Origin of the sequence: Mycobacterium sp. (assembly GCF_965229265.1) — a bacterium.
Lineage (GTDB): Bacteria > Actinomycetota > Actinomycetes > Mycobacteriales > Mycobacteriaceae > Mycobacterium.
This window is the reverse complement of record NZ_CBDDIY010000011.1, coordinates 757,024-782,202: the sequence shown is the minus strand read 5'-3', so window position 1 is coordinate 782,202 and position 25,179 is coordinate 757,024. Positions and strand designations below refer to the sequence as shown.

22 protein-coding genes are annotated in these 25,179 nt (G+C 67.3%); 6 read left to right on the top strand and 16 right to left on the bottom strand.

Features of this window, described 5'->3' with window-relative positions:
• The first annotated feature begins 24 nt into the window (after nt 1–24).
• Nucleotides 25–1,452, top strand: a complete 1,428-nt coding sequence (locus ADBZ9K_RS16250) for a phytoene desaturase family protein (protein ID WP_526622167.1) — start codon at nt 25–27, stop codon at nt 1,450–1,452.
• Between the two features lie 72 nt (nt 1,453–1,524).
• Here the strand turns inward: ADBZ9K_RS16250 and ilvC are convergent, their stop codons facing one another.
• The 3 genes from ilvC to ADBZ9K_RS16235 are packed head-to-tail and all read right to left on the bottom strand — an operon-like array spanning nt 1,525 to nt 4,964.
• Nucleotides 1,525–2,526 (bottom strand): ketol-acid reductoisomerase, encoded by a 1,002-nt coding sequence (gene ilvC, locus ADBZ9K_RS16245; protein ID WP_526622705.1) that lies wholly within the window; start codon nt 2,524–2,526, stop codon nt 1,525–1,527.
• Nucleotides 2,527–2,586: 60 nt separating this feature from the next.
• The gene (gene ilvN / locus ADBZ9K_RS16240) at nt 2,587–3,099 is read right to left on the bottom strand and encodes an acetolactate synthase small subunit (protein ID WP_526622165.1); all 513 of its coding nucleotides are present in this window, start codon (nt 3,097–3,099) and stop codon (nt 2,587–2,589) included.
• Nucleotides 3,099–4,964 (bottom strand): acetolactate synthase large subunit, encoded by a 1,866-nt coding sequence (locus tag ADBZ9K_RS16235; protein WP_526622163.1) that lies wholly within the window; start codon nt 4,962–4,964, stop codon nt 3,099–3,101. The genes ilvN and ADBZ9K_RS16235 overlap by 1 nt, the downstream gene beginning before the upstream one ends.
• Before the next feature lie 242 nt (nt 4,965–5,206).
• Here ADBZ9K_RS16235 and ADBZ9K_RS16230 point away from each other — a divergent pair, with 242 nt between their 5' ends.
• Nucleotides 5,207–5,614 (top strand): PH domain-containing protein, encoded by a 408-nt coding sequence (locus tag ADBZ9K_RS16230; RefSeq protein WP_526622161.1) that lies wholly within the window; start codon nt 5,207–5,209, stop codon nt 5,612–5,614.
• Nucleotides 5,615–5,629: 15 nt separating this feature from the next.
• Here ADBZ9K_RS16230 and ADBZ9K_RS16225 read toward each other — a convergent pair whose 3' ends face one another.
• Both ADBZ9K_RS16225 and ADBZ9K_RS16220 read right to left on the bottom strand, forming a co-directional pair.
• A complete protein-coding gene (locus ADBZ9K_RS16225; RefSeq protein ID WP_526622159.1) occupies nt 5,630–6,877 on the bottom strand; it encodes an HAD family hydrolase in 1,248 nt (415 codons plus the stop codon).
• A gap of 148 nt (nt 6,878–7,025) precedes the next feature.
• Nucleotides 7,026–7,859, bottom strand: a complete 834-nt coding sequence (locus tag ADBZ9K_RS16220) for a DoxX family protein (RefSeq protein ID WP_526622158.1) — start codon at nt 7,857–7,859, stop codon at nt 7,026–7,028.
• A 135-nt stretch (nt 7,860–7,994) separates the two neighbouring features.
• On the opposite strand from ADBZ9K_RS16220, the gene ADBZ9K_RS16215 reads away from it, so the two are divergent.
• Both ADBZ9K_RS16215 and ADBZ9K_RS16210 read left to right on the top strand, forming a co-directional pair.
• A complete protein-coding gene (locus tag ADBZ9K_RS16215) occupies nt 7,995–9,125 on the top strand; it encodes a PQQ-dependent sugar dehydrogenase (protein ID WP_526622156.1) in 1,131 nt (376 codons plus the stop codon).
• A 166-nt stretch (nt 9,126–9,291) separates the two neighbouring features.
• Complete coding sequence (locus ADBZ9K_RS16210; RefSeq protein WP_526622154.1) at nt 9,292–10,491, top strand: hypothetical protein; 1,200 nt, start codon at nt 9,292–9,294, stop codon at nt 10,489–10,491.
• A gap of 4 nt (nt 10,492–10,495) precedes the next feature.
• Here the strand turns inward: ADBZ9K_RS16210 and ADBZ9K_RS16205 are convergent, their stop codons facing one another.
• Complete coding sequence (locus ADBZ9K_RS16205; RefSeq protein WP_526622153.1) at nt 10,496–10,909, bottom strand: hypothetical protein; 414 nt, start codon at nt 10,907–10,909, stop codon at nt 10,496–10,498.
• Nucleotides 10,910–11,079: 170 nt separating this feature from the next.
• Here ADBZ9K_RS16205 and ADBZ9K_RS16200 point away from each other — a divergent pair, with 170 nt between their 5' ends.
• Both ADBZ9K_RS16200 and ADBZ9K_RS16195 read left to right on the top strand, forming a co-directional pair.
• Complete coding sequence (locus ADBZ9K_RS16200; RefSeq protein WP_526622151.1) at nt 11,080–12,153, top strand: class 1 fructose-bisphosphatase; 1,074 nt, start codon at nt 11,080–11,082, stop codon at nt 12,151–12,153.
• A 12-nt stretch (nt 12,154–12,165) separates the two neighbouring features.
• Nucleotides 12,166–13,050, top strand: coding sequence for a phosphoribulokinase (locus tag ADBZ9K_RS16195; protein ID WP_526622149.1), 885 nt, complete (start codon nt 12,166–12,168; stop codon nt 13,048–13,050).
• A gap of 1 nt (nt 13,051) precedes the next feature.
• Here the strand turns inward: ADBZ9K_RS16195 and nuoN are convergent, their stop codons facing one another.
• The 10 genes from nuoN to nuoE are packed head-to-tail and all read right to left on the bottom strand — an operon-like array spanning nt 13,052 to nt 25,176.
• Nucleotides 13,052–14,581, bottom strand: a complete 1,530-nt coding sequence (gene nuoN / locus ADBZ9K_RS16190) for an NADH-quinone oxidoreductase subunit NuoN (protein ID WP_526622148.1) — start codon at nt 14,579–14,581, stop codon at nt 13,052–13,054.
• Nucleotides 14,578–16,137: an NADH-quinone oxidoreductase subunit M gene (locus tag ADBZ9K_RS16185; protein ID WP_526622146.1), complete on the bottom strand. Its 1,560-nt coding sequence runs from the start codon at nt 16,135–16,137 to the stop codon at nt 14,578–14,580. The genes nuoN and ADBZ9K_RS16185 overlap by 4 nt, the downstream gene beginning before the upstream one ends.
• A complete protein-coding gene (gene nuoL / locus ADBZ9K_RS16180; RefSeq protein ID WP_526622145.1) occupies nt 16,134–18,017 on the bottom strand; it encodes an NADH-quinone oxidoreductase subunit L in 1,884 nt (627 codons plus the stop codon). The genes ADBZ9K_RS16185 and nuoL overlap by 4 nt, the downstream gene beginning before the upstream one ends.
• A gap of 1 nt (nt 18,018) precedes the next feature.
• Nucleotides 18,019–18,318, bottom strand: coding sequence for an NADH-quinone oxidoreductase subunit NuoK (nuoK, locus tag ADBZ9K_RS16175; protein ID WP_526622143.1), 300 nt, complete (start codon nt 18,316–18,318; stop codon nt 18,019–18,021).
• The gene (locus ADBZ9K_RS16170; RefSeq protein WP_526622141.1) at nt 18,305–19,048 is read right to left on the bottom strand and encodes an NADH-quinone oxidoreductase subunit J; all 744 of its coding nucleotides are present in this window, start codon (nt 19,046–19,048) and stop codon (nt 18,305–18,307) included. Before ADBZ9K_RS16170 ends, nuoK begins: the two co-directional genes overlap by 14 nt.
• Entirely contained in the window at nt 19,045–19,560 is a 516-nt protein-coding gene (nuoI, locus tag ADBZ9K_RS16165; RefSeq protein ID WP_526622139.1) for an NADH-quinone oxidoreductase subunit NuoI, read from the bottom strand. Before nuoI ends, ADBZ9K_RS16170 begins: the two co-directional genes overlap by 4 nt.
• Nucleotides 19,544–20,851: an NADH-quinone oxidoreductase subunit NuoH gene (gene nuoH, locus ADBZ9K_RS16160; protein WP_526622703.1), complete on the bottom strand. Its 1,308-nt coding sequence runs from the start codon at nt 20,849–20,851 to the stop codon at nt 19,544–19,546. The genes nuoI and nuoH overlap by 17 nt, the downstream gene beginning before the upstream one ends.
• A gap of 11 nt (nt 20,852–20,862) precedes the next feature.
• Nucleotides 20,863–23,232 carry an NADH-quinone oxidoreductase subunit G gene (locus ADBZ9K_RS16155; RefSeq protein ID WP_526622137.1) on the bottom strand — a complete coding sequence of 790 codons (2,370 nt, stop codon included), beginning with the start codon at nt 23,230–23,232 and terminating at the stop codon, nt 20,863–20,865.
• Nucleotides 23,229–24,530 carry an NADH-quinone oxidoreductase subunit NuoF gene (gene nuoF, locus ADBZ9K_RS16150; RefSeq protein WP_526622135.1) on the bottom strand — a complete coding sequence of 434 codons (1,302 nt, stop codon included), beginning with the start codon at nt 24,528–24,530 and terminating at the stop codon, nt 23,229–23,231. Before nuoF ends, ADBZ9K_RS16155 begins: the two co-directional genes overlap by 4 nt.
• Nucleotide 24,531: 1 nt before the next feature.
• On the bottom strand, nt 24,532–25,176 hold the full coding sequence (gene nuoE, locus ADBZ9K_RS16145; protein WP_526622133.1) for an NADH-quinone oxidoreductase subunit NuoE: 645 nt from the start codon (nt 25,174–25,176) through the stop codon (nt 24,532–24,534).
• Nucleotides 25,177–25,179: the final 3 nt, after the last annotated feature.

The window sequence follows — 25,179 nt, the reverse complement described above, 5'->3', positions numbered from 1 at the left end:
GCTGCTATGCGGTGTACTGGAGGTGTGGACGTCACCGTTGTCGGCAGTGGTCCGAACGGGTTGGCGGCCGCCGTCATCTGCGCACGAGCCGGTCTGGCCGTCCAGGTGCTGGAGGCCCAGCCCACATTCGGCGGTGGTGCCCGCACCGCCGCCGACCCCGAATACGCCGACATCCGGCACGACGTCTGCTCTGCGGTGCACCCGCTGGCGCTGGCGTCACCATTTTTTGCCGAGTTCGATCTGACCGCACGCGGGGTGCGGCTGGGGGTTCCGGAGATCTCCTACGCCAACCCGCTGCCCGGGCGTCCCGCCGCGATCGCCTACCGCTCGCTGGAGCGCACCTGCGCCGAGTTGGAACACGGCGACTCGTGGCGGCGGCTGTTCGGCCCGCTGGCCGAGCATCCCGACGGCGTGCTGGGCTTCTTCCTCGGGGACAAGCGCTCGCTGCCACCCGACCTGCCCACCACCGTGCGCTCGGGTCTGCGGGTGCTGGCCCAAGGCAGTCCAGCGTGGGGTGTCCTGCGCGGCCAGGACGCCCGAGCGTTGTTCACCGGCGTTGGTACCCATGCCATTTCGACGATGCCGTCGCCGGTCAACAGCGGCGCCGGGATCATGCTGGGCACGGTGGCGCACACCGCCGGATGGCCGATCCCGGTCGGCGGCAGCCAGGTCATCGTCGACGCGCTGCTGGCCGACCTCCGGGCCCACGGTGGCGATCTCGCCGTCGGTGAGCCGGTCACCACGCCTCCCCCGGGTGTGGTCATCTACGACACCGCACCGACGGCACTGCTGGACATCTACGGGCCTCGGGTCCCCGACCGCTACGCCAAGGCGCTGCGCCACTATCGGTATGGGCCGGGCGTCTGCAAAGTCGACTTCGTGCTCTCCGGAGATATCCCGTGGCGCGATGACCGGATGGCGGCATCCCCGACGGTGCACATGGGCGGCACCCGGGCGCAGATGGCCCAGTCCGAGAAGGAGATCGCCGCCGGACGCCACGCCGACCGGCCGATGACGTTGGCGGCGCTGCCGCACCTGTGCGACCCGTCGCGGATCGACGCCGCCGGACGGCGACCGCTATGGACGTATGCGCATGTGCCGGCGAACTCCACGGCCGACCTGACCGAAACCATCACGGGCCTCTTCGACGAGGCCGCACCCGGGTTCCGCGACCTGGTGCTGGCGGCACGCTGCGTACCGGCCGCACAGATGACGGCTCACAACGCCAACTACGTCGGCGGGGACATCATCGTTGGCGGCGCCACCCTGTTCGCGGCCATGGTCGGCCCCACTTTGCGGCTGAATCCGTGGACCACGCCGATTGCGAAGGCATACCTGTGTTCATCGGCGACCCCACCGGGAACCGGCGTACACGGGATGTCCGGTTACTACGCCGCCCGCACGGTGCTCAAGCGGGAGTTCGGCTTGCCGGTGCCGTCGCTGCGGCCCTGACCTGGCCCGGCTTCAGAGCTGCGATTTCGGCGCGTTTCCGGTCGGCCAGCGACCGGAAACGCGCCGAAATCGCTAGGCGGTATCCGTCAACGGCCGGTCGACCCAGCTCATCAGATCGCGCAGCTTCTTGCCGGTGACCTCGATCGGGTGCTCGGCATTCTGCTTGCGCAGCGCCTCGAGCTCCTTGTTGCCGCCCTCGACGTTGGCGACCAGGCGCTTGACGAAAGTACCGTCCTGGATGTCGGCCAAGATCTGGCGCATCCGCTCCTTGGTGTCGGCGTCGATGACCCGAGGGCCGGACAGGTAGCCACCGAACTCCGCGGTGTCGGACACCGAGTAGTTCATCCGCGCGATGCCGCCCTCGTACATCAGGTCGACGATCAGCTTGAGTTCGTGCAGCACCTCGAAGTAGGCCAGCTCGGGGGCATAGCCCGCCTCGACCATGACCTCGAAGCCGGTCTTGACCAATTCCTCGGTGCCACCGCACAACACGGCTTGCTCACCGAACAGGTCGGTCTCGGTCTCGTCTTTGAAGGTGGTCTTGATGACGCCGGCGCGGGTACCACCAATGCCCTTGGCGTAGGACAGCGCCAGCGCCAGCCCCTCGCCGGTGGGGTCCTGCTCGATGGCGACCAGGCAGGGCACGCCCTTCCCGTCGACGAACTGGCGGCGCACCAGGTGGCCGGGCCCCTTGGGGGCGACCATGCCGATGGTGACGTTGGCAGGCGGCTTGATCAGGCCGAAGTGGATGTTCAGACCGTGACCGAAGAACAACGCGTTGCCGGCCTCGAGGTTCGGCTCGATATCGTTGCGGAAGATCTCGGCCTGCGCGGTATCGGGCGCGAGCAGCATGATCACATCAGCCCATTTGGCGACCTCGGCAGGCGTGTCGACCTCGAGGCCCTGCTCGGTAACCTTCTCGCGGGACTTGGAGCCCTCTTTGAGGCCGACCTTCACCTGCACACCGGAGTCGCGCAGGCTCAGCGAATGGGCATGGCCCTGGCTGCCGTAACCGATCACCCCGACTTTGCGACCCTGAATGATCGACAGGTCGGCGTCATCGTCGTAGAACATCTCGATGGTATTTGAAGCCACGTTGGCCTTCACCTTTCTTTGGTTACTTCGGTGGGGTCTTTACTTGGTGTTCGTCATCCCGCGCGGCCCGCGCGACAACGCCACCACGCCGGACTGCACAATCTCACGGACGCCGTAGGGCTCGAGCACCCGCAACAGTGCCTCGAGCTTTTCCGGGGTACCGGTGGCCTCGACGGTGAGCGACTCGGTGGACACGTCGATCACCTTGGCCCGGAAGAGGTTCACCGCCTCGATCACCTGGCTGCGGGTCCCGGCGTCGGCGCGAACCTTGATCAGCGCCAGCTCGCGAGCCACAAAGTTGTCGCCGTCCTGCTCGACGATCTTGATCACGTTGATCAACTTGTTGAGCTGCTTGGTGATCTGTTCGAGCGGGGTCTCTTCGGCGGTGACCACGATAGTCATCCGCGACATGTTCTTCTGCTCAGTGGCCCCGACCGCCAACGACTCAATGTTGAAGCCGCGCCGGGAGAACAGCGCCGCGACGCGGGCAAGCACACCGGGCTTATCTTCGACGAGCACCGAAAGGGTATGGGTGACAGTGTTTCCCGACATCAGGCCCGGCCCTCCTCGTTGTCATCGAACAGCGGGCGGATATTGCGCGCGGCCATGATCTCGTCGTTGCCGCAACCCGCGGCCACCATCGGCCAGACCTGGGCGTCGGCGCCGACGATGAAATCGATCACCACCGGACGGTCATTGATGGCCCGGGCCTGATTGATCACGTCGACCACGTCTTCTTCACGCTCGCAGCGCAAGCCGACGCATCCGAGCGCCTCGGCGAGCTTGACGAAGTCCGGGATGCGGTGGCTGTGGGTGGACAGATTGGTCTGGCTGTACCGCTCTTCATAGAACAGCGTCTGCCACTGCCGCACCATGCCCAGGTTGCCGTTATTGATCAACGCGACCTTGATCGGTGCCCCTTCGATCGCACAGGTCGCCAGCTCCTGATTGGTCATCTGGAAGCAGCCGTCACCGTCGATCGCCCACACTTCGGCGTCGGGCCGGGCCATCTTGGCGCCCATGGCCGCCGGGATGGCGAAGCCCATGGTGCCCAGACCGCCGGAGTTCAACCAGGTGCGCGGCTTCTCGTAGGACACGAACTGCGCGGCCCACATCTGGTGCTGCCCCACGCCGGCGACGTAGATGGCGTCGGGCCCGGCGATCTTGCCCAGCTGGGAGATCACGTATTCGGGGCTGAGGCTGCCGTCGTGCTGCGGGTCGTAGCTCAGCGGGTAGGTGGCCCGGATCCCCGACAGGTATTCCCACCAGTTGTCCAGATTGGCCTGGGGGTTGTTCGAGGCGGTCTTGCGTAGCGCCTCGATCAGCTCGGTGATGGCCAGCTTGACGTCGCCCACGATCGGCACGTCGGCGTTGCGGTTCTTGCCGATCTCGGCCGGGTCGATGTCGACGTGGATGACCTTGGCCTCGGGGGCGAAGGAGTCCAGCTTGCCGGTGACCCGGTCGTCGAACCGCGCTCCCAGGGCGATGAGCAGGTCGCTCTTCTGCAGGGCGGCCACCGCGGCGACGGTGCCGTGCATGCCCGGCATGCCCAGGTTCTGTGGGTGGCTGTCCGGGAAGGCACCGCGCGCCATCAGCGTGGTGACTACCGGAATCCCGGTCAATTCGGCCAGATCCAGCAACTCCTCGGTCGCCTCGCCGCGAATCACCCCGCCGCCGACGTAGAGGACCGGCTTACGGGCCGCGGTGATCAGCTTGGCGGCTTCGCGAATCTGGCGGCTGTGCGGCTTGGTGTTGGGCTTGTAGCCGGGCAGGTCAATCTGCGGCGGCCAGGCGAAGGTGCACTGGCCCTGCAGGATGTCCTTGGGGATGTCCACCAGCACCGCGCCGGGACGGCCGGTCGAGGCGATGTGGAAGGCCTCGGCGATCACCCGGGCGATGTCGTCACCGTTGCGGACCAGGAAATTGTGCTTGGTGATCGGCATCGTGATACCGGAGATGTCGGCCTCCTGGAAGGCGTCGGTGCCGATCAGGCTGCGACCGACCTGCCCGGTGATGGCGACCACCGGGATCGAGTCCATCTGGGCGTCGGCCAGCGGGGTCACCAGGTTGGTGGCGCCGGGGCCCGAGGTGGCCATCATGACGCCGACCTTGCCGGTGGCATGGGCATAACCGCTTGCGGCATGCCCGGCGCCCTGCTCGTGGCGGACCAGCACGTGACGCAGCTTCTGAGAATCGAACAGCGGATCGTAGACCGGGAGCACCGCGCCGCCGGGGATACCGAAAATGGTGTCGACGCCGAGCTCTTCCAGGGAGCGGACTACCGCCTGGGCGCCCGTGAGCTGGTGCGGGGCGACGCGCTTGACGGCGGTCGTGCCGTTCTTGCCGGCGGTCTGTGCTGCGGCGGGGCCGTCGGCGGGCGCCGATGGCTCGGGTGGTCGCGTCGTGGGTGCGCTCACGGTGTCGTCCTTTTCGGTCCTGTTCATTTCTTCGGGCAAGAAAAAACCCCCGTCAGCTTCGGCGGCTGTACGAGGGTTGCGCGCTGGTGCGTGTGGCTATGCCCGGGTCGGGGCAAGCGCGGCACCAACGCGCTGGCCAATTACTACGAGCAATCCACCGGTCTTCATAACCTGCGACGGTAGCCTCCGCACAGCTCAGGCGTCAAATCCCGGCCAGGTACCGGTGATGGGATGATGCAGGCATGCCCTCTCGCCGCCCAGCCGAGCCGTCGGCCACGTCCAAGCCCGTGGTGATCCGGATTTCGCCGATGGCGCATTTCGCCTCGGGATTCCTGGGTTTGTGCCTGCTGGTGCTGATCCCGGTCTTCCCGGCCTGGGGTGCGCTGTTCCTGGTGATCCCCGTGCTGGCCTCGGTGGCGATCGTGCGACTGCGCACCGTGGCTGATCGGGACACCGTCACCGCACGCTCCCTGCTGGGCAGCCGCACGGTGCCATGGATGGACGTCGACGGACTGCGCTTCGACCGCAGCACGTGGGCGCATGCCCGGCTTCGGGACGGTTCAGACGTGCTGCTGCCCGCGGTGACGTTCGCGACGCTGCCGGTGCTGGCCGCCGCCAGCGGCGGCCAGGTGCCCAACCCCTACGACTAGCCGCGACTAACCGCCTCAGCAGTCGGTAAACGATCCGAGCCGACCGGTATCGGTCAAGGTGGCCAGGGATTTCTCGGTGGCTGCGGTCACCTCGGGGTTGGCTGCGGTCTTCTCTGCCATCTGGCACTTGGTCTGCAGGAACCCGGCGGGTGCGGAGTTGATGGTCGGTTGCAGCATCCAGTTGGCATCGGGCGCCTTGGTGATCTCGCCGGCAAAGCTGGCGGCCAGATTCGGTTTGTTCATCCGGCTGATGACCAACCTGTTCGACGCCCGGGCCAGCATTTCCTCATCACCCGTCGAATCGCCGGCCGCCAGGAACAGCTCGCCGCGCGTGATGATGTTGTCGATGGCGCCGGCCTTGCCACCGCGCCACGACGACAAGCCGTCCGGGATGGACAGGATCTCCAGCTGCGACATTCGCGCGGGGTCGAGGTTGATGTAGGCCCCGTCCGGCGTTCCGCGCGTCATTTCGTAATCCGAGACCAGCTTGCCGTTGGCACGGTCCTTCATCAGCGTCGTGATGGCGACGACGTGGTCGAGCGGCAGCTGAGCGTCCTTGCCGTACTTGGCGGCGATGGCAGGGTTGAGCGCGTTCTGGACCATCCACCGCACCGCCCATGCGACACCCGCCGAGACCACCCACACGTCGTAGCCGTGGCGGCGCAGGTTGCCGTACAGGTCGGCCATCTGCGGGTAGATGAACGGACGGCCCGCGTCGCCGATCTTCGACTCGGTGGTCGAGCTCAGATCCGCGGCCCCGGCACCACCGTCGTACACCGCCGAGGTCTGGGCGAGAAAGTCCGCGACGGTGCGTCCGGTGAACGCCGTCGCGGGCATCGGCAGCGACGAGTACTCCCGGAACGGATCGGCGTCGCCGCCGGAATCCAGCACCGCCTCGTAGTAGTCGAAGACTCCTGCGGTAACCGCTACCGGAGCACCGCCGGCAGCGGTGAAGGGCGGGAACAGGGCCGGAGGCAACGATGCCGGATCGATGGCCGCGGTGTCCTGCACACGAGCCAACACCGCTTCGCCGATGTCGCGGACCTGGGTGGTGTTGTCGAAGTCGAAGACGGCGACCTTGCCCTGCCCGGCCGAGCCGGCGATGGTCGCGGTGAGTTTCTGGTAGACCGTGTCGGTCCAACCCGCCCGGTCAAGGGCCGGGACGTTATCCGCGGTGCCCCCAGAGGGCGGTGCCGAGAGCTGACCCGAGCACCCTGACCCGGTCAAGGACACCAGAACCAGCACACACAGCCATCTCCGCATCGTCGCTTCCCCCAGGTATTTGTTGTCCGGCGCCCATATGGTGCACACCGTCACCCGGGCAGTCGAAGCAACACCCTGATTGGACAGCTGGTGTTCAGCTGCGCGACACCGGCCGGACCAGAAAGCCGGCCGTCGGATGGGGGGTGCGTCAGCCCAGGGGGTTGTTGCCGTGCAGGAACACCCACGCGGCGATACCACCGCCGACGCCGACCAGCAGCGCGATGAATGAACCCACGAAGGGCCGGCGAGCCCAGCCGCGTCCGCCATCGAATCCGTAGCGGCCTGGGCCGACCAGGATGACCGATGCCGCCACCACGATGAGCAACAGCAGGTATTCGAAACCGTCGGGGCCGAAGACCGCGAGATAGCCGTCCTGCCGCTGGGCGGCGATCACCGTCATGAGGCTGTTGACCAGGTAGGCCAGGGCCCCGGCCGCGGCCAGTGGGGTGAACAGCCCCAGCACCAGCAGGACACCGACGAGGATCTGCGCTCCGGCTCCGGCATAGGTCAGCAGCCCGGCGTGCTGGTAGCCCGCGTCAGCGAGCGCGGTCTTGAATCCGTCGAGGCCCTGGCCGCCCCACCAGCCGAACGCCTTCTGCAGTCCGTGGCCGATGAACACTGCACCGATGAACACCCGCAACAGCAGCAGGCCCAGGTCCTGGGTGCCTCGCCGGGCGGCCGCCCTGGCGCGTTCCTCGGCATCGAAGGGCTCGATCTCGATCGGCGCGGCCTGCGAGGGCGTCGGATCGATGTGCGGTTGCACATACGGCAACGGTTCGGGATCGTGAAGCAGGCCGTAGCCGGTGGACGGTGCGGAACCGGGCAGGCCCGAGCCGTAATGCGGGATCGTCGTCGTCTCGAAATCGCCACCGTAGGTGGCCGAGGGCAGGTCGTCCTCCGGGTCGACCAACTGGGCCGACGCGGGCCGAACCGAGGAGTCGTCGGGTCGCTGCCAGCGCGGATCGGGGCCTTGACTCGTCACGCAAGTCAGAGTAGGTGCATCTCGGCGCAAATCGGGGATTTGAGCGGCGCTTCGAGCGGCCAATATTGCCTGGATTTCGGGCTGACCGCGGCCCGTCGTGGCGAACACCGGGGCGCTATCCGTAACCTGGCGGGCATGCAGGTACGCCGGCCGGTTCGCGGAGTGCTGGCCGTGTTGTGCGCGGCGGCAATGGTTGCGGGGTCTTCCGCGGGCTGCGCGAAGTTCAATAACTCGATCTCTCAGCCGTTCACGACGGCCCCGCAGCTGGCGCCGGGACCTAGTTCGACGCCGCCGCCACCACCGCCGCTGCCGCCCAAGCCGTTCCCCAAGGCCTGCCCGGCGCCCGGGGTGATGCAGGGCTGCCTGGACAGCACCAGCGGCTTGATCATGGGCCCCGACAGCAAGACCGCCCTGGTGGCCGAGCGCACCACCGGTGCGGTCAAAGACGTGTCGGTCAGTGCAGAGCCGAAGATCCGCACGGTCATCCCAGTCGACCCGAGCGGCGACGGCGGGCTGATGGACATCGTGCTCTCGCCCACCTATTCCCAGGACCGGCTGATGTACGCCTACATCAGCACCCCGACCGACAATCGGGTGATCCGGGTGGCTGACGGCGACATCCCCAAGGACATCCTGACCGGGATCCCCAAGGGCGCCACCGGCAACACCGGCTCGCTGATCTTCACCAGTCCGACGACGCTGGTGGTGCAGACCGGGGATGCGGGTAATCCAGCGTTGGCCGCTGATCCAAATTCCCTGGCGGGCAAGGTATTCCGTATCGAGCAGCCGACCACGGTCAACCAGGTCGCACCGACTACCGCGTTGACCGGGATGGGCGCCGGCGGCGGGATGTGCATCGACCCCACCGACAAGTCGCTCTACATCACCGATCGCACGCCGGCCGGCGACCGACTGCAGCGCATCGCGCCCGACTCGAAAACCTCGGTGGTGTGGACGTGGCCGGATCGGCCCGGTGTCGCCGGCTGCGCGGCATTGGACGGCACGATCCTGGTGAACTTGGTCAACCTCAAGCAAACCGTGGCGGTGCGACTGGCTCAGGGCACCGGCGCGGTGACCGGCGAGCCCGAGGTGGTGCGCCAGGACACCCACGGCCATGCCTGGGCGTTGCAGGTGGCACCGGACGGGAACATCTGGGGCGCGACGATCAACCGGACGGCCGGCGATGCCGAGAAACTCGACGACGTCGTATTCCCGCTGTTCCCGCAGGGCGGCGGCTTCCCGCGCAGTAACGCCGACAACACCTAGCCCGCTTAGGCGTTCAAAAGCGTTGAGGCGCAACCGGTTCAGGATCGGGTCACCGCACAGCCTCCGGCTCGCATCGGTTTCATAAAGGAATCGTCACCGCCTTGTATTGACCGCGCAACCCGATACGGTCGTGTTGACTAATCAAGATCGCGGGGGGCGGGGAAGCGTGTCACCGAAGTTCGGCCGCGCGACGGTCCTGTCGGTCGGTACCGCAGCGATGGTGTTGTCCGGCATTGCCTTCAGTCCGCTCGCCGGCGCCGAGCCGTCGGTCAGCCCGGGTGTTCCGTGCGCGGACCTGATCGAACAGTTCGCCTCCTCGCCGACGGCTCTGCCCGACGCCCTCGGAGGTGCCACTACGGCGATCGGTACGGTCCTGCCCGACTCCGCACCGGTCGCCCCCGCACCCGCGGCCGCGATGCCCGTCACAGCGGCACCGGTGACCGACAGTGCACTGGCTCCGGCTGCCCCGGCCGCCGTGCCCGTCGTCCCGGCCGCGGTGCCCATCGTCCCGGTGGCAGCCCTGCCGGCACCCGTCGTTCCGGCACCGGCACCCGTCGTTCCGGCACCGGCACCGCTGCCTGCCGCCGCCCCGGTGGCCATGCCCGCCATTCCGGCACCGGCACCCGCCGCGCTGCCCGCGGCGGCACCGGCCCCACCTTCTGCCGCCGCGCCGGTGGCGGCACCGGTCGCCGCCCCGGCACCGGTCGCCGCTCCGGCGCCGGTGCCGGAGGTGCCCGCCGCGCCGGCGCCTGTCCCCGCGACCGATGTGACTCCGGTGGCAGAGATTTCACCGGCCCCGCCGGTGGCGGTTCCGGCACCCGAGGCCGCACCCGTGGTCGACACCGCCGCGACACCGCCGGTCGCACCGGCCGCTCCCCCGGCACCGGAACCGGCACCCGCGCCGGTCGCTCCGGAGGCATCAGCGGCCGTAGTCGCTGCCGAACCCGCCGCCGCCGCGCTGCCGGCGGATGCGGCCGCGCTGCCGGCGGATGCGGCCGCGCCGGTCCCGGACGCCGCCGCGGTTCCCGCGGCAGCTCCGGTCGTCGACTCGGCGGCCGCCGTCCCCGTCGGTGCGCCGCCGGCGGCGGTCCCCGTGGTGGTGCCGCCAGCCGCGGTTCCGCTGGGCGCACCGGTGCCGGTGGTCCCCACCGCACTCACCACGCTGCCGGACACCGCCGCGCTGGCGCCGCCGATTCCGGTGCAGGCACTCGTCGACGCGGTTCCCGGCGCGTCGCTGCTGCCCGACACGATCCCGCTGCCCCACGATCTGGTTTGCGAAGGCACCGCATGGTCGGCCCACGCCTCCGCCGACGCCGCCCACGAGCCGCCGGTGGCGCGTCACCCCTTCGACGACGGCGCACCGTAGACAGTCATCCGGTCTGAATCGTCCTGCCCGCCAGGCGTGGTCGCAGCACCCGCACGACCGCCTCGGTCAACGCCGCGGGATCGACCGGGTGGGGCACCGCCGCCTCGGCCCGCGACCAGCGGGCCAACCAGCCGTCGGCGGGCCGTCCGGTCAACACGACTACCGGCGGACACCCGTCGAGTTCGTCCTTGAGTTGGCGGGCCAGACCCAGCCCGCCGGCCGGGGCGGCCTCACCGTCGAGGATCGCCGCGTCGACACCACCGGCGTCCATGTGCTGCACCAACATCGGGTGCGTGGCCACCTCGAGGTAGTCGAACTCGGCTAGATCCGCGGCGGGTCGGCGTCCCAGCGCCGCAATCACGCTCTGGCGGGTCGCACGGTTGTCGCTGTACACCAGCACGGTCACGGGCACTGTCATGAGGTGCACGGTAGGCGCGGTGGGCGGCACCGTCACCGGCAATGCCCGCCGTCCCCCCACCGGGCCACCCGCCCGGGGGATGGTCGGCAGCCCTGCGCCCGCGACCATCGAAGCGACCGGACGTCGTGGGCTATGCCATGCACCCGGATCGGTCGGGAGGAGTTGAGGTCATGCTTGCCAACCACACGACGCTGGTGCGGTTCCTCATCGAGGAGCGTCGCCGCCACCCCGATGCCAGCGGGGAACTCAACGCGCTGATTCTCGATGTGGCCCTTGCCTGCAAGGCGATCTCCAACCGAGTCGCCCAGGGCGAACTCGGTGGTGTCCTGGGTTCTGCCGACGTGGTCAACGTCCAGGGTGAGGTGCAGCAGAAGCTGGACGTACTGGCCAACGAGTACTTCCTGCGGGCCTGCGAATGGGGCGGGCAGGTGGCCGGGATGGTCTCCGAGGAGATCGACGACCCGTACCCCCTGCCGATCCAGCACCCTCGCGGCAAGTACCTGCTGATCTTCGATCCGCTCGACGGCTCATCCAACATCGACGTGAATGTCTCGGTCGGCAGTATCTTTTCGATCCTTCGGGCGCCAAGTCCCGGCGCCGATGCGACACCGCAGGACTTCCTGCAGCCCGGCACCGAGCAGGTCTGCGCCGGCTATGCGATCTACGGTCCCTCCACCATGTTGGTGCTCACCGTGGGCACCGGCGTGCATGCGTTCACGCTCGATCCCGGTCTCGGGGAGTTCTTCCTGAGCCGCCAGTCGATCCGGATCCCCGAACACACGTCGGAATTCGCGATCAACGCGTCCAACCGCCGGTTCTGGGAGCCTGCGGTGCAGCGCTACATCGACGAATGCCAGGCCGGCCAGACGGGTCCACGCGCCAAGGACTTCAATATGCGCTGGGTGGCGTCACTGGTCGCCGAAACCCACCGCATCCTGACCCGCGGCGGGGTGTTCCTCTACCCGCGCGATTCGAAAGACCCGTCCAAGCCGGGCCGGTTGCGGCTGCTCTACGAGGCCAACCCGATCGCCTTCCTCGTCGAACAAGCCGGCGGGCTGGCCAGTACCGGTCGCGGCCGCTTGTTGGACGTCACCCCCGCCGCACTGCATCAGCGGGTTCCGTTGATCTTCGGGGCCGCGCAGGAGGTGCGGCGCATCGAGGCTTACCACACCGACAGCAATGACCCACCGGATGCATTGCCGCTCTATGGCGTTCGCGGCCTGTTCCGGTCTTCGGTGGGTTAGGGAGGAGAACCGATGTCTCGTCTGCATCCGATCATCTCGGTGACCGGTTCTTCGGGGGCGGGCACGACCTCCGTGATGCGCACCTTCGATCAGATCTTCCGCCGGGAGGGCGTCAATGTCGCCTACGTCGAGGGTGACAGCTTCCATCGCTTTGACCGGGCGGAAATGAAGGTGCAGATCGCCGATGCCTACGCTCGCGGTGACCACACCTTCAGCCACTTCGGCCCCGAGGCCAACCTGTTCACCGAGTTGCAGGACCTGTTCTGCTCCTACGGCGAGACCGGAACCGGCAAGGTGCGCAAGTACTTACACGATGCCACCGAAGCCGCGCCGTACAACCAGGAACCGGGCACCTTCACACCGTGGGAGGTGTTGCCCGACGACACCGACATGCTCTTCTACGAAGGGCTGCACGGGGCGATCGTGACCGAGGATGTCGACGTGCCGCGTTATGCCGATCTTAAGATCGGGGTGGTTCCGGTGATCAATCTGGAGTGGATTCAGAAGCTGCACCGCGACAAGGTCTCCCGGGGCTACACCTCGGAGGCGGTGACCGACACCATCCTGCGCCGGATGCCGGACTACGTGAACTACATCTGCTCGCAGTTCTCCTACACTGACGTCAACTTCCAGCGGGTGCCCATGGTGGATACGTCCAATCCGTTCATCACCCGGTCGATCCCGACCGCCGACGAGTCGATGGTGATCATTCGGTTCCGCGATCCGCACGGGATCGACTTCCCGTACTTGCTGTCAATGTTGCACGACTCGTTCATGTCGCGGGCGAACACCATCGTGTGCCCGGGCGGCAAGATGGACCTGGCGATGCAGCTGATTTTCACGCCCATGGTGTTGCGGCTGTTCGAGCGGCGCAGGGCTGAGCTGGCGGTCCGCTGATTCAGCCGAGAAACCCACCGGCGCGGTGGGTGAGCTCCAACAGTGGTGCGGGCATGGTTCCGAACGCCACGGTGGCAGCCGCCCCGACGACGATGGCGGCCCGGGTCAGCCGGCCCGGTGTGCGGACAACCGCGCTCTGCGGGGGCATATCGCGGGAGTACATCAGCACGACAACCCGGGCATAGACGAAAGCGGTGACGGCGCTGGCGATCACACCGACGAGCACCAACATGATCTGGTCGCTGTGCGCCGCCGCGGCGAACACGGCGAACTTGCCGATGAAGCCGCTGGTCAGTGGGATGCCCGCCAGCGCAAGCAGGAACAAGGAGAACACCATGGCGGTCAGGGGGTGCCGCCGCCCCAGGCCAGCCCAATTGGCGATGCTGGTCTCCTCGTCACCGGCCGGGCCGCAGACCAGGCTCACCACGGCGAAGGCACCCAGGGTGGTCAACGCGTAGGTCGCCAGGTAGAACAACGTCGCCGACAGGCCCGCACCACCCCCGGCGACGACACCGGTCAGGAGGAAACCGGCTTGCGCGACAGCGGAATACCCAAGGAGCCTCTTCACGTCGGTCTGGGCGACCGCCAGCACCGCTCCCCCGAGCATGGTCACCATCGCGACCACCGACAGCACCGGTCGCCAGTCGTGGTTGAGGCCGGGTAGTGCGACGTAGAGGATGCGCAGCATGGCGCCGAAGGCCGCCACTTTGGTGGCAGCGGCCATGAAGGCGGTGATCGGGGTGGGGGCCCCTTGGTAGACGTCGGGGATCCAGGAGTGAAAGGGGACGGCCCCGACTTTGAAGAGGACGCCGACGGTGACGAGGCCGGCGCCGGTCAGCGCCAGGGTGGTGTTGGCGGCGCCGGCGCGGATGGCGGTCGCGATCCCGGTCAGGCTCAGGGTGCCGGCGTAGCCGTAGAGCAGGGCGATGCCGTAGAGGAAAATCGCCGAGGAAAATGCGCCCAGCAGAAAGTATTTCAGTGCCGCTTCGTGGGAGAGCAGGCGTCGGCGGCGGGCCAGTCCGCACATCAGGTAGAGCGGCAGGGAGAAGACCTCCAGGGCGATGAACATGGTCAGCAGGTCGCCGGCGGCGGGGAAGAGCATCATGCCGCCGACGGCGAACAGCGTCAGCGGGAAGACCTCGGTTTGCCCGAGTGCCGCTTTGGTGGCGATCTTCTCGGCCACGCTTCCCGGTACGGTCGACGCTTGCGCCGCGAGGGCCGGTGAGCGCCCGCCGTCCTCGCGTTCGGCCACGAGCGCGATCGCCCCGGTACCGACAACCAGGATGACGGCCTGCAGGAATGCGGCCGGGCCGTCGGAGATGACGGCACCGGAAACCGCCGGCCCCCCGGTGCCCCACATCACGATGACGGCGAGCAGGGCGGCCGCCAGACCGGCCAGGCTCAGTGCCACCTGGGTGGGGTAGCGGGACTTGCGGGGCAGGAAGGCCTCGACGAGGACGCCGGCCACCGCCGCACCGAAGACGATCAACATCGGTGCCAGCTGGCTGTATTCGATGCTGGGCGTCGTCATGGCCGTGCCCCTTCGGCGACGGTGGGGGCTGGGTCTGGCTGGTGGATCGAGGTCAGGGTGGCCGTGACGGCGGGGTTGATGACGTCGAGGGCGATCTTGGGGTACACCCCGAGCGCGATCAGCAGGGCGATCAGCGGGGCGACCACGACGAGTTCGCGGCGGCCCAGATCGCGGACGTTCTCGTTGCCGTCGGCTACCGGGCCGGTCATCATCCGCTGGTAGAGCCACAACACGTAGACCGCCGAGAGCACCAGCGCCACCGAGGCAACGACGGCGAAGGCCGGATAGCGGGTGAAAGTACCGATGAGGACCAGGAATTCACTGACAAACGGGGCCAGCCCGGGCAGCGCGAGTGTCGCCAGCCCCGCGACGAGGAAGGTCCCGGCCAGTACCGGGGCGACCGTTTGCACTCCGCCGTAGGCGGTGATGAGCCGGGTGCCGCGGCGGCTGACCAGGAACCCGGCGATTAGGAACAGGGCTGCGGTGGAGATGCCGTGGTTGACCATGTACAGCGTCGAGCCGGCCTGGCCCTGGCTGGTCATGGCGAAGATGCCCAGGATGATGAAGCCGAAGTGGCTGATCGAGGTGTAGGCGATCAGCCGCATGACATCGGTTTGGCCGATGGCCAGGACGGCGCCGTAGACGATGCCGATCACGGCTAGTGCGATGATGATCGGGCGGAACAGGATTGCCGAATCCGGGAACAGCGGCAGGCAGTAGCGCAGCATGCCGAAGGTGCCGACCTTGTCCATCACCGCCATCATCAACACCGCCGACGCCGGGGTAGCCTCGACGGCCGCGCCGGGCAACCACGTGTGAAAGGGCCACAAGGGCGCCTTCACCGCGAAGGCCACCATAAACCCGAGGAACAGGACATGGGCGACAACGGGGTTCGCGGTGAATGTCCCCGTGGCGACGGCGTCGGCGATGACCCGGAAGTCAAATGTGCCGCCGCCGAACACCTCACTGCGGGCGGTGATCACGTAGAGGCCGATGACGGCGGCCAGCATAGCCAGACCGCCGCACAGGCTGTATACCAGAAACTTCAGTGCGGCCCGGGATTTGACGGCGCCGGCCGCCCCAAACCCGCCGATGAGGAAGTACATCGGGATCAGCATTGCCTCGAAGAGGATGAAGAACAGCAGGATGTCCAGGGCGGCCAGCGATAGCAGGACCGTCGCCTCCACGGCGAGTGTCAGCGCGACGTAGGCGTGGGTGGAGCGGGAGCCCTCTTCGGCGTCGTTCCAGCCGGCGACGAGTAGCAGGGGTACCAGCACCGCGGTGAGGACCACCAGGACCAGGGCGATGCCGTCGAGCCCAAGGATGTAGCTGGTGCCGAATGTCGGTATCCAGGAGTGTTTTTCGACGAACTGGAATTGCTGGCCTCGGGGATCGAACCGAATCGCGACCACAATGGCGACGACCAGCACCGACACCGAGAATGCGAGCCCGGTGTATTTGACCTGCCTGCCGGAGCCCGTCGGCAGGAGCGCGATCACCCCGGCCCCGGCCAGGGGCAGCAGCCACATCAGGCTGAGCCACGGAAGGTGATTCATCGCAGCCTCACCATCACCAGCATCGCGACCACCAGCGTGGCACCGACGAAGATCGATAGGGCGTAGGAGCGGGCGAACCCGTTCTGGGCACGACGCACCGCCGTGGACAGCAGGCCGACCAGCGTCGCGATGGCTTCGATCGTGCCGTCGATCCCCCGCCGCTCGATGGTGACCAGGGTGCGGCTCAACGCCTGGCCACCGCGCATGAAGGCGGCCTCATTGAAGGCGTCACCGTAGAGGTCCGAGCGTGCTGCCACCGTGACCAGTGAAACCCATTCCGAAGCAACCGGATTGACGGGACGATGCATATACATCCGCACTGCGATGGCGATTCCGATGGCGATGATGCCGAGTGTGGTGGTGGTCATGGCCCAGGCGGGGGTGGTGTGTTCGGTTTCGTGGTTGCCGACGACGGGTTCCAGCCAGTTCTGCAGGGTGTGGCCGATGGCCAGGAGTGCGCCGGCGCAGACCGAGCCGATGGCCAGGACGATCATCGGCCAGGTCATCACGTGCGGGGATTCGTGGGGGTGGGTGTCGGGCTTCCAGCGGGCGTGGCCGAAGAAGGTGAGCAGCATGACGCGGGTCATGTAGAAGGCGGTGATGCCGGCGCCGAGCAGGGCGGCCCCGCCCAGGAGCCAGCCTTGGAGTCCGCCGGTGTTGAGGGCGGTTTCGATGATGGCGTCTTTGGAGAAGAACCCGGAGAAGGGCGGTACTCCGATGATGGCCAGATAACCCAGCCCGAAGGTGACGAAGGTGATGGGCAGGGCTTTGCGTAGTTCGCCGTAGCGGCGCATGTCGGTTTCCTCGTCCATGGCGTGCATGACCGAGCCGGCGCCGAGGAATAGGCCGGCTTTGAAGAAGCCGTGGGTGAGTAGGTGCATGATGGCTACCGCATAGCCGGCCGGGCCCAGGCCCGCGGCGAGCACCATGTAGCCGATCTGGGACATGGTGGAGGCGGCCAGGGCTTTTTTGATGTCGTCCTTGGCGCAGCCGATGATCGCCCCGAACAGCAGGGTGATCGCGCCGACGGTCACGACGGCGGTTTGGGCGGTGGGTGCGGCGGTGAAGATCGGCCCGGAGCGCACGATCAGATAGACCCCGGCGGTGACCATGGTGGCGGCGTGGATCAAGGCCGAGACCGGGGTGGGGCCTTCCATGGCGTCGCCGAGCCAGGACTGCAACGGCACCTGGGCGCTTTTGCCGCACGCCCCGAGCAGCAGCAGCAGACCGACCGCGGTCAGGGTGGCCTGACCCATGGCGGGCACCGCGGCGAACACCGTGCTGAACGTGACCGAGCCGATGGTGGCGAACAGCACCATCACCGCGATCGCCAACCCCATGTCGCCGACCCGGTTGACGATGAAGGCTTTCTTGGCCGCGGCGGCCGCGCTGGGTTTGTGGGACCAGAACCCGATCAGCAGATAGGACGCCAAACCGACACCTTCCCAGCCCATATACAAACCGAGGTAGTTGTCGGCCAGCACCAGCAGCAGCATCGCCGCCACGAACAGGTTGAGGTAGGCAAAGAAGCGCCGCCGCGCCGGGTCGTGGGCCATGTAGCCGATCGAGTAGAGGTGGATCAGCGCACCCACCCCGGTGATCAACAGCACGAAACAGATCGACAGCGCATCCAGGTGCAGGCCGAAGTCCACCCGCAGCACCCCGACGGGGACCCAGGAGAACAGCACCTCACCCACGCTGCGGTCCTCGCCCGGCAGACCGAGGAGGTGGATGAACAGCGCCACCGCGCAGGCGAAGGCGCCGACCACGGTCGCGCACCCCAGCAGATGCCCCCACGCGTTCGTCCGGCGCCCGCCCAGCAGCAACACGACTGCCCCGGCCAACGGCAGGGCGATGGTCAACCCGAGCAGTGTCTGCATGTCAATGCCGCAGCAGGCGGGCGTCGTCGACGTTGGCGCTGCGTCGGGTCCGGAAAATCGTCATGATGATCGCCAAACCGACCACCACCTCGCAGGCGGCGACCACCATCGTGAAGAACGCCACCACCTGACCATCGAGATGGCCGTGCATCCGCGAGAACGTCACAAACGCCAAATTGCAGGCATTCAACATCAACTCCACACACATGAACATCACGATCGCGTTGCGCCGCACCAACACCCCCGCCGCACCAATCGTGAACAACAACACCGACAAATACAGATAGTTATCCGGACTCATTGGCTCGCTCCTCATCCATGGCGACCAACAGGGTCAGGACCGTACCGTCACGCTGGAGCGTGCGACTGATCGACAGGTCGCAATGCCTCCCGTCCGGCAGCCGGGCAGGTGTGTTGACCGCGTTATGGCGGGCATACACCCCGGGATTCGGCAGCGGAGTTGCCCGGCCACCGGTACGGAACCGTTCGATCATCAACTCCCGCTGAGACTTCCGCCGCCCCACGCGCTCCCGATGCGCCAGCACCATCGCCCCCAACGCCGCGGTGATCAGCAGCGCGCTGGTCAGCTCGAACGCCCACACGTACCGGGTGAAGATCAGCATGGCCAAGCCCTGCACATTGCCTTCGGAGGCGAGGCTTGCCGAGCGGCCCGTCGAAGCAGCGCCTGTTGTCGCCGCCCTTCCGATTCCGGCGATCAGCAACCCGCCGAAGCCAAGACCGGTCACCGCGGCAATGAGCCGGTGCCCGCGTAGCGTGTCGACGATCGCGTCGGCCGAGTCGACCCCGACGAACATCAACACGAACAGGAACAGCATCATCACCGCGCCGGCGTACACCACGATCTGCACGACGCCGAGAAACGGCGCGTCCTGCGCGAGATACAGCACGGCAAGGTTAATCATCGCGGCGGCCAGGAAGATGGCCGAATAGACGGCCTTGGATGCCACGACCACACCGATCGCCGCGGCAACGGTGAGCGGCGCGAGGATCCAGAACAGAAGAACGGTCAAGGGTTGCGCTCCTTCACGTGCCCGAGGTAGTAGTCGTCGTCGGTGGTGCCGGGGGCCATGGCGTGCGGCGGTGCTTGCATGTGTGGTTGGAGCGGGGCGAGCAGCTTGTCTTTGCCGTAGATGAGGTCGGCGCGGTTGTCGTCGGCGAGTTCGTAGATGTTGGTCATCGTCAGGGCGCGGGTGGGGCAGGCTTCGATGCACAGTCCGCAGCCGATGCAGCGTAGGTAGTTGATTTGGTAGACCCGCCCGTAGCGTTCCCCGGGCGAGAACCGTTCGGAGTCGGTGTTGTCGGCGCCTTCGACGTAGATGGCATCGGCGGGGCAGGCCCATGCGCATAGCTCGCAGCCGATGCACTTTTCCAGCCCGTCGGGATAGCGGTTGAGTTGATGGCGACCGTGGTAGCGCGGCGCGACCGGCCCCGGCTTCTCCGGGTACTCCTCGGTGATCGGCTTCTTGAACATCGTGCCGAAGGTGACGCCGAAACCGGCCACGGCATCAAAGAACGTGGCCATCGCTGCTCCCCTTCGTTGCGATAACGACTGTGTCGTAGACGTGCTTTCCGTTCCGGACGGGGACCGAGGCGCTCTCGGCGGTCACCCACACCTCGGCGATCCGCTGCCCGGGTAGGGGCGGCACCGGGAATCCGCCAGCCATGGGATCGAATTCGGCTGCGGCCGAGACAGATTGATCCGCCCGTCGGCGTCGGGCAACCCTCATGACGGTTCGGACGGCGAGCAGGAGGCCGGTGGCGGCGATGAGGTTGGCGGTGGTGCTGGTGTGGCCGGTGGCGTGCAGGGTGGCGGTGATCATGATCCAGATCAGGGAGATGGGGATGAGTAGTTTCCAGCCCAGTGCCATGAATTGGTCGTAGCGCATGCGGGGCAGGGTGGCGCGCAGCCACATGAAGACGAACAGGAAGGTCCAGACCTTGGCCACGAACCAGATCAGGGGCCACCATCCGCTGTTGGCTGCGGGTATCAGGCTGATCGGCAGGGGGGCGTGCCAGCCGCCCAGGAACAAGGTGGTGGCCAGGGCCGACACGGTGGTCATGTTGACGTATTCGGCGAGCATGAACATCGCAAACGTCAGCGAGCTGTACTCGGTGTGGAACCCGCCGACCAATTCGCCTTCGGCCTCGGGCAGATCGAAGGGGGCGCGGTTGGTTTCCCCGACCATCGCGGTCACATACACCGCGAAACTGGGTAGCAGCAGGAACACGTACCAGGTCTTGTCCTGGGCGGCCACGATTCCCGAGGTGGACATGGTGCCGGCGTAGAGGAACACCGCCGCGAACGACAGTGCCATGGCGATTTCGTAGGAGATCACCTGGGCGCTGGAGCGCAGGCCGCCCAGTAGCGGATAGGTCGAGCCCGAGGACCAGCCGGCCAGCACGATGCCGTATACCCCGATGGAGGTGACGGCCAGGATGTAGAGCACCGCCACGGGAAGGTCGGTCAGCTGCAGCGGGCTCGGGTGCCCGAACACCGAGACCACCGGGCCCATCGGGATCACCGCGAACGCGGTGATCGCCGGGATCACCGAGATAATCGGTGCCAGCAGATAGATGGGTTTGTCCACCCCGGCCGGGATCAGGCCTTCCTTCAACGCCAGCTTGATGCCGTCGGCCAGGGACTGCAGCAGCCCGAACGGGCCGACCCGGTTGGGGCCGTATCGCATTTGCATGCGGCCCAGGATTTTTCGTTCGGCCAGGATCGCCACCAGCACCGTCAACAGCAAGAACACGAAGATCGCCACCGCTTTGGCCCCGATGAGCCACCACGGGTCGTGGCCGAACACCGTCATGTCGGGATAGCTCACGGCGTGTCCCCCCGCTCGATCTGCACCACCGCGCCCGTGGTCACCGCCAACGCCTCATGCACCGCGCTACCGGGAGACTTCAACGCCAACCAGACCACCCCGTCGGGCATCTCGGTGATCGCCAACGCCAACGTGATCGCACCCCGCTCACTGGACACACTGACCAACTCACCCTCACCCACACCGATCACCGCCGCGGTCGCCGCCGACAACCGCACCACCGGCACCCGCGCCGTCCCCGCCAAAAACGGCTCACCATCCTGCAACCGGCCCTCATCCAACAACAACCGCCACCCGGCCAACACGGCGTGACCCGGTGCGAGCCCGTGGGGCAGCGTCGGTGGGTGATCATCGATGGGTGGGCGGGCCCCATCCCACGCGCCGAGCCGGGCCAACTCGGCCCGCACCGCGTCGATATCGGGTGTGCCGAGATCGACGCCCATCCGGCCGGCGAGGGTGTGCAGGATCCGGTGGTCGGGGTCGTAGCTGCTGGCCAGGGCCGCACCGAACGCCCGTATCCGTCCTTCCCAATTGACGAATGAACCCGCCTTCTCCGCCACAGTCGCCACCGGGAACACGACATCGGCGCGGTCGGTCACCGTGCTGCGACGGATTTCGAGGCTGACCACGAACCCGGCCGCTTCGATGGCGGCCAGTGCGGTGTGTGGGTCGGGCAGGTCGGCCGGATCGACCCCGCCGATGAGAAGTGAATCGAGGCCCGCCGACAGCATCTCTGTGCACGCCAAACCTGGGGTGCTGGGGATTGCTGTTGTCCCCCAGACACGTTCGACCTGCTCACGGGCCCGTGCGTGCTGGACCGGTCGCCCGCCGGGCAGCAGGTTGGGCAGGCAGCCGGCGTCGAGAGCGCCTCGTTCGCCGGCGCGGCGCGGTATCCAGGCCAGCCGGGCCCCGCTACGGTCGGCCAGCCGACTTGCAGCCGAGAGCGCGCCGGGGCTGGTGGCCAGCCGCTCACCGAGGAGGACGATCGCCCCGGGCGGCAGATCGGTGGCCAGCGCGTCGAGGGCGGCGGCCTCGTCGCCGGGTGCGGTGGGTATGACCCGGGCCGCCAACTTAACCGAGCCGCGCGAGGCCAGTGGCGCTATCGTCACCACCTTCAGGCCCCGTTTGCGGACCGCCTTACGCAACCGCAGGAACACGATTGGCGATTCTTCTTCCGGCTCGAAGCCGGCCAGCACGACAAGAGGCGCGGCCTCCAGCTCCGCATAACTGACATCCCCGCGGCCCGCCACCCAAGCGCCCAGAAACTGCTGTTCCTCCACCGAGTGCGGGCGACAGCGCATATCGATATCGTTGGTGCCCAGCACCATTCGGGCGAACTTGGCGTAGGCGTAGGCATCCTCGGTGGTGCTGCGTCCGCCCACCAGCACCCCGGTTCGGCCGGCGGTCAGTCCGGCTGCGGCCACCCCGATCGCTTCCGACCACGAGGCCGGACGCAGCACCCCGCTGTCGTCGCGCACCAGTGGCGTTTCGATCCGGTCGCCGACCCTGCTGTAGGTGAAGGCCCAGCGGCCCTTGTCGCAGTTCCACTCCTCGTTGACCTCGGGATCGTCCCCGGCTAGGCGGCGCAACACGACGCCGCGGCGGTGGTCGGTGCGTTGGGCGCACCCCGACGCGCAGTGCTCACACACGCTGGGGCTGGAGACCAGGTCGAAGGGGCGGGCCCGGAAACGGCACGCCGTACCGGTCAGGGCGCCCACCGGACAGATCTGGACGGTGTTGCCGCTGAAGTAGGAGTCGAACGCCTCGCCGGTGGCGATGCCCACCTGCTGCAGCGCACCCCGCTCCACCAACGCGATGAACGGATCGCCGGCGATCTGCTCAGAGAACCGGGTGCACCGCGCGCACAACACACACCGTTCCCGGTCCAGCAGGAGCTCCGTAGACAGCGGGATGGGCTTCGGGTAGGTCCGCTTCGCCTTGTCGAATCGACTTTCGGTGCGCCCACTGGTCATTGCCTGGTTCTGTAGCGGGCATTCCCCGCCCTTGTCACAGACCGGGCAGTCCAGTGGATGGTTGATCAGCAGCAGTTCCATCACCCCGTGCTGGGCCTTGTCGGCAGCCGCGGAGGTGAACTGGGTGCGCACCACCATGCCCTCGCTGACCGTGGTGGTGCACGACGCCATCGGCTTGCGCTGGCCCTCCACCTCGACCAGACACTGCCGACACGCCCCCACCGGATCCAGCAGCGGATGATCACAGAAGCGGGGAATCTGCACACCCCTCAGCTCGGCGGCCCGGATCACCAACGTGCCCTTGGGAACAGCGACCTCGACATCGTCGATGACCACGGTGACCAACTCCACCGGCGGCGCGTCCTGGGTAGCGGTATCCGAGGTCTGCGTCACGCTCCCACCCCCTGCGGCGCAGCCAGCATCGAGGCGTACGGGTCGAACGGACAACCGCCCCCCAGGTGCGCCTCGTACTCGGCCCGGAAGTACCTGACCGAGGAGATGATCGGCGAGGCCGCACCATCACCCAACGCACAGAACGACTTTCCGTTGAGCGTGTCCGCGATGTCGACAAGGTTGTGCAGATCCGCGTGGGTGGCGCTGCCGTCCTCCAGATCGGCGTAGATCTGGGTCAGCCAGTAGGTGCCCTCGCGGCAGGGGGTGCATTTGCCGCACGACTCGTGGGCGTAGAACTGGGTCCAGCGCCGCACCGCCCGCACCACGCAGGTGGTCTCGTCGAAGATCTGCAACGCCTTGGTGCCCAACATCGAGCCCACCGAGGCCATCCCCTCGTAATCCAACGGCACGTCAAGGTGTTCGGCCGTCAGCAACGGTGTCGATGACCCACCCGGGGTCCAGAACTTCAACTCATGACCGGCCCGAACACCCCCGGCATAGCCCAGCAGCTCCCGCAACGTAATCCCCAACGGCGCCTCGTACTGGCCGGGCCGCCTGACATGCCCCGACAGCGAGTAGATCGTGAAACCGGGTGACTTCTCGGTGCCCAATGAGGTGAACCAACCGACGCCGTCGCGCAGGATGTGGGGCACCGTCGCGATGGATTCGACGTTGTTGACCACGGTGGGGCAGGCGTAGAGGCCAGCGACCGCGGGGAAGGGCGGCCGCAGCCGGGGCTGGCCCCGACGGCCCTCCAGGGAATCCAGCAGTGCGGTCTCCTCACCGCAGATGTAGGCACCCGCCCCGGCGTGCACAATCAGATCCAGATCGAAACCCGAGCCCAGGATGTCGGTGCCCAGGTAGCCCGCCTCGTAGGCCTCGGCCACCGCGTTCTGCAACCGCCGCAACACCGGCACCACCTCACCACGCACATAGACGAACGCATGCCGGGCCCGAATCGCATACGCCGCGATGATCGCGCCTTCGACGAGCGCGTGCGGTGTCGCATACATCAACGGAACGTCTTTACAGGTGCCGGGTTCGGACTCATCGGCATTGACCACCAGATAATGCGGCTTGTCGTCATCCTGAGGGATGAACGACCACTTCGCCCCGGTCGGGAAGCCCGCTCCCCCGCGCCCGCGCAGACCGGACTCCTTCACCGTCGCGATGACATCGAGAGGAGACATGGTCAGCGCCTTGGCGAGAGCCTGATAGCCGTCGTGGCGTAGGTATGCCGCCAAGGTCCACGACTGCGGTTCATCCCAGTGGCGGGTGAGCACTCGGGTCAACGTCATCTCAAACCTCCTCCTGCTGGGTGGGGGCGAGTCCGGCTAAGGTGCGCGCGGTCTGGCGGAAGGGGCACAGTCGGGCGCCGCGGGTGGGTTGGGGTGGTTCGCCGCTACGGAGAGTGGCGACGAGATCGGCTGCGGTGGTGGTGGTTTGGTTGTCGAAGAACTCCCAGTTGACCATGATGACCGGGGCGTAGTCGCAGGCGGCGTTGCACTCGATGTGCTCTAGGGTGATGCGCCCGTCGCTGGTGGTGTGCCCGGCAGGGATGGCCAATTCGCGTTGGAGAGTTTCCAGGATGGCGTCACCGCCCATGACCGCGCAGAGCGTGTTCGTGCACACCCCGACCAGGTACTCGCCGGTGGGGGTACGCCGGTACATGGAGTAGAAGGTGGCCACCGCCGTCACCTCGGCCTCGCTGAGGCCCAGTTGGGTAGCGCAGAAGCGGATGCCGGCGGTAGTCAGGTAGCCGTCCTGGGATTGGGCCAGGTGCAGCAGCGGCAGCAGCGCCGAGCGCGGCTGGGGGTAGCGGCCGATAATGAGGGCAGCATCGGTGGCCAGTCGCTGGGTGGTATCGGCCGGGTAGGAATCCCGACCGCCGATCGGCGGGCCGGGCTCTTCGGGCCGAGGGCCCAACACGAGATCGATGCTCATCTG